The following is a 4,968-nucleotide window of genomic DNA, read 5'->3' on the forward strand; positions in this document are numbered from 1 at the left end:
GACATCGTTCAGCTCACGAAGCAAGAAATAGTTTAGCGACCGCGTAAAACTATAACCTCTATCGCAAACGCCAACTGAATTATCAGAATTGTTGGCGTTTCCCACCAGGACAGCGCGGCTTTCAGGCCAGATATTCAGAATTACAAAATCACTTGGTACTAACCCATCTCCAGATGGTAATAAATCAAGCTGCAGCCGCTCTCGGTCTAAATTCTTGCAGACCTCTGGTTAGATTCATATCAACAGCAATAACAAGGACCAGCAAGAGGAAACCAATTAGAGTTGCTCATCCTGCAGACCTCTCAACGATCGATTGAGCGCCGGCAACTTGGATCGGAATACGAGCTGCGTCGGCGTGAATTGCCGCTCTCGGGGAAAATGTGGGGGCAGACTCAAGGAGAAAATTAAGGGCCTTCAGACTTGCGGTGCAATCCAAGGCAGGCTCTTGACGGCGCCAGTGGTCAGATGACGGCACCGCATTAGGGAACTCGGGAAGGATCTCGAAGGTTGGCTATCACTTTTCCGGCGCGGTATCCTTCCTTTCCTTCATTTCCATCCAGGTGGACACCAGGAAGGTTGCCATCGTACCAGATAGATTGACCGCAAGTTCGGCATGCCGCGGCTTTGGTCTAACCCTTTTCGGTCCCGGACTATGTGCGTCTGAGATGCGGTTTCGAAGGGCACCCAACTGTTCGACGATCTGCTGACATGAACCGAGAATCTGCTTGAACACCTGCTCCGAGTGCGCGTCGGGCGCGAGATTGAGTGTTTTGGCAAGCTTGCTGTACAGCTTGGGTAAATCGTCCTTGTCGGTGTAAGGCTCATTCGCCTCGGTGAGGATCCATTTGGAGACATCTTCCAGCAGCGTTCTCGCCAGGGTGATCGCGCCTTCCGGATTTGTTGAGCGGCGCTCTAGCGCCTCGGTCCAGCGTTCATGGATCCGGTCGGGATCGAATGCCATGAGCACATCCGAAATGACCGTGTCGGAGGGACTTCCCACGGCTGTCGGCTTCACCCGGTAAACACGGCTTCCCGATGCGCGGCGCTCGGCGTGAAGTTTAAAACCTTCACCAACGAGCAACTGGTTGAAGACCATGACGATATCATCCTGCGCCTTCTCAGACTGTACCACTGGGCTGCAGACGGTCTCGACGAAGTGAAAAAATTGCTGTTGCGAGCAGGTGTGGATGTTCAGCGCCTCCAACGCTTCGCGGGTCGACCAGCTTTGGTCGATGAACATCGCCTTGTGCAGCTCGTCAGCCATCGTCCAGTCTGCATCACCATGCGGCTGCCTGGTCGTGCGCATTTTCGTCGTGGGCCAGGCCCGGCGATAGACCTCCATCTCCTCAAGCTCGGTGCTGAGAGGATGTTTGTCGAAATATAAAACGATGCGGCGCCGGGTATGCTCCGACACGACCGGGCTGCCAACCTCCTTGGCCTTCGCAAGCGCTTCCGCGAGATAATAGTCACGGCTTTCCAGAAGATACCGTTCGGCAGCGGTAAAGACCACCTCGGCCGGCTGGCCGGACAGTCGCCGTTCGACATAGCGTGCTTTGGATCTCATCGCCTCTGAGGTTTCCCCTTCATCGAGGCCAATCGCCCGGCAAATGTCGGGCACCTTGAGGGCACTTTCGTGCGAAACTAGCTCGATGAGGATCGCTTTCAGGGCTGCGACCTTCTCGCCCAACTCTCTCATCATCAGAGCATCCAACTCGAAATCGGTAACATTTCAGCTAGCTGCGGCCCTCTAGGATCATGCGAGAGCCGAAGTCTGCGAGCATACTGCCATGCGAAAGTCTAGCCTTCGGCCCGAATCCCTTGTAAAACCGTTCGAACAGCGCCGGTTCCGAAAGAATAATGGTTTCCGGATTACCCAGGTGAGTGTAGCGAATGACGTCGGAAGCAGCGAGAATATCATCGCACAAGATCTGCCACCGTGCCGCATCGAAGCCACCATTTTCTTGACAACGGGAAGCCAGCCTGTGCAGCCAGTCTTTCCGATGGGGATTGAGATCCATATTGGCGGATAGTTGCAATTCCGTAGCCTGAGCCTCCGTAATGAGGCCTCGGGATTTGAGACCATTGCATATGTCGCTAGCAAGCTGCATCCTAAGCGCGCCGCCGACGATGTTCGTCCATGGAACCGAGCGGCCCATATCATTCACAACTCCGCCATACTCCACGGCCCGCAACAACAACCGCTTGACGAACGATGCCGCATCGTCGCCTCGGATAGGAAGGACCGTAGCGAGTACAGCAACCGCACCGCAGCTCAGGAAGCCATTCGCGACCGATGCATGATTTCGGTCATGCGGGTGCGTATCGCAAGCGCTGAGGATAACGATGGGCGGCACACGGATGTGATCTCGCAAGGACCACATATCGACTGATTTGCTGCCGATGATTAGGCCCCCGGGGACTTTGTCGTTGATATGTTGTCCATGGCTGTCCACGATCAGCATCGGGCCTTCATAGGCGTTAATAGCGCCGACAAATTCTTCTACCGTTTTAGGGGTGCGTCTCGTGCCGCGGATTGGACGGCCTTTGCTGTCTTTAAGTTTATCAACGGCCTTACCAATAATGTCGGCTAGCTGGTCCTTTTCATCGAACATGGACAAGAGGAGGAAATTGCGAAAACTATCGGGTGTCACTTGTATCGGAGAATTTGGACGGAGCTGCTCCAAAAGGATATTGCCGGGTGTAACCGGTATCCGGGATACGTCGGTGTAAAGTCCTAACGGAACACCATCCACAGGTAGCCATTCTAGCGCCGCGTCAGCTATAATTTTAATACCGGATTTCGATGCTCGGATGAGCTCCATATGCTCTGGAGGCACAGCATCAGCAAGCGCCTGCTGTACAAGCTTAAATACTCGCGCTGTTTTCGTGTCGGGGGGATTGTCATAGTTGCGTAAATGGGTGGCGAGCTGTGCGACCACCCTGTCTGTTCGATTAACTGCGGGCGCCAACCTTATTGTTGCTGCAAGGGTCGACGCTGATCGAAGGGCAATTGCAAGTGATTGGAGCTTCAACTCAGCGCCGCGACAACTCATCATCGGGCCAATCGCGTCCATATCCTCCTCGTCGGCCTTCAAGCTCAATGTAAAGCCTTTTTGCCGCTCCATGGCGCGAAGCACTCTTTTTATGTTTTCGGACGGCGCATTTTGCTGAAGTCGCTCTTCGATTTTTCGGTATGAAGCCGGCGCAACCAACACCATGTCAGGCTGACGGGGATGAATAAGAAACGCTGCGCGGTCGGCAATGGAGTCGTGAAGATTTAAAACGGCTTGGCTCGATTCCGTAATAGCCTGAACGTAACTTTCATGCTCCGAAGCATTGAGGTGCCCTTCCGGATCAGCGGGCACATCCTCCCCGACGCTTTGAAGCGCAAGTTCGTTTGCGACGGTGACGTTGTGGCCGTGGTAAAAAATGCTGGAGGGACGTATTTCAAGCGGTGTCCAGTTATCAAGGGCAGTCAAGCTGTCACTAATATCGAGGCGGCGTTGCAGGGACTTAGCTTGCCGCAGCGCAATCCGGCAGAACTGGCGGAGGCGGTCGAGTGTGAGTTCGTCCGGCATTAAGGCGCCGACACCTTGTATGGTACTGACATGTAGCGGCTTTAGCATGAGCGATTTCCGCCATTTGGAAACGGCGCGCGCCACGACTTCATCTGCAGAGAACACCACCATGAAGGGGGTGATTGGTAGTGGTTTTCGCTTTTGGATCAGAGTTTCCACATTGACCGGGCTCCAGATCCAAGGCGCCATCCCGGCACGGCGACGGGCCATCTGGTCATTCGGCGGCATCGTGAGCTGGTCTATATCTCTCGGCAAAAAGGCGGGCTGTGCTAATAGCGAAGCCAAGGGTATCAACCCCGGCGCGAAGCCCTGGAACGGCGTCACCTCGTTAGCCTCCCACGATTTCAGTGCATAGATATAGAAAATTTCGGGATGCGGCAGGATCATAGGGAAGATCGCAATGGAGGTTGTGGCGCTGTTAAGAAGCAACCTATATCATCACGAAATTGAGCGATATAGCAATTCATGCCGGTGCGTTGGTGACCGCCTAACTTAATACAATACTATAATTTTCCTCCTGAAATGACTTTATTTTCGGTTCGATTCCTTTCAAAAGCTCAATATATACTTATAGGTTGAGTTGGACTACTCTGGTTGAGAGATCATAAGGAGGCGCCGGACGCTTCCAGCAAAGCAGGCCCGAAAGATTTTTCAGATAGGAGGCCCTTGCATGAGATGGTTTTTGATCTTTCTGCTGGCTGCCGCCGCGTCCGCGCCCGCCGACACAAGCGCCACTGCCGGCGAGTTGGAGCGTCGGATAATATCCGAGTGCTATTTGCGGGGTGTAAGGAGCTGGTCGCAAATGCTGCATTGCTCTGGCCTCAATGTGCCGCCCCCTGTCCTACGAAGCTGCCTGAACGGAGGGCCATGCTTTGGGGGGGTGAGGAATACTGCGCCGGTGATCCTGCCTTTTCCAGGGCGAGACCCGTTTACCGACGACGTTGTGACCCTTCCAAGGAAAGATCCGTTCGCTGAGGACGACAAGGGACCCTTCGGCTCCGCCCAGGAGGTTGGGCGCGCTTGCGCCGAAGAGGTAGGTATTGATAACGTTCCTGCATTTACCGCCTGCACGGGCCGGCGCGTTATTCTTTCCGAAAGTCAGCAGAAATTCGTTCAATGCGCTGAGAAAAATACAGGCGGTAGCACCCGCAAGTTTGCGACATGCGCATTGGACGGCCAACTCAGCGATGATCAGCGCGCCGCCGCGGAATGCGCGATGGAATCTGAGGGCGACGTTAATCAGTTTGCGAACTGTGCCGCTGACCGCTTCTTGGATGAAAAGTTGACTGACGAGCAGCAGGCAGCGGTCGAATGTGCGATGGATTCGGACGGGGACGCCGAGAGTTTTGCAAGCTGTGCAGCCACTCAAATTATGGGCGGCAAGGCAACG

Annotated in this window: 3 protein-coding genes; 1 reads left to right on the forward strand and 2 read right to left on the reverse strand. The window is 54.4% G+C overall.

Annotated features, from left to right (window positions below; genetic code table 11):
* Positions 1 to 514: 514 nt before the first annotated feature.
* Both FY112_RS01525 and FY112_RS01530 read right to left on the reverse strand, forming a co-directional pair.
* Positions 515 to 1,699 carry an abortive infection family protein gene (locus FY112_RS01525; protein WP_151517474.1) on the reverse strand — a complete coding sequence of 395 codons (1,185 nt, stop codon included), beginning with the start codon at positions 1,697 to 1,699 and terminating at the stop codon, positions 515 to 517.
* A gap of 34 nt (positions 1,700 to 1,733) precedes the next feature.
* Positions 1,734 to 3,965, reverse strand: a complete 2,232-nt coding sequence (locus FY112_RS01530) for a hypothetical protein (protein ID WP_151517475.1) — start codon at positions 3,963 to 3,965, stop codon at positions 1,734 to 1,736.
* 511 nt (positions 3,966 to 4,476) lie between these two features.
* Between FY112_RS01530 and FY112_RS01535 the strand changes: the two genes are divergently transcribed.
* On the forward strand, positions 4,477 to 4,968 hold a 492-nt coding region (locus tag FY112_RS01535; RefSeq protein ID WP_151517476.1), incomplete at its 3' end, for a hypothetical protein.

Source organism: Rhizobium sp. PEPV16 (assembly GCF_008919455.1).
GTDB classification, from domain to species: domain Bacteria; phylum Pseudomonadota; class Alphaproteobacteria; order Rhizobiales; family Rhizobiaceae; genus Rhizobium; species Rhizobium leguminosarum_Q.

Excerpts from the sequence above, each read along its gene's own strand:
- FY112_RS01525 (WP_151517474.1), bottom strand. The coding sequence starts at position 1,699 with ATGATGAGAGAGTTGGGCGAGAAGGTCGCAGCCCTGAAAGCGATCCTC.
- FY112_RS01530 (WP_151517475.1), bottom strand. The coding sequence starts at position 3,965 with ATGATCCTGCCGCATCCCGAAATTTTCTATATCTATGCACTGAAATCG.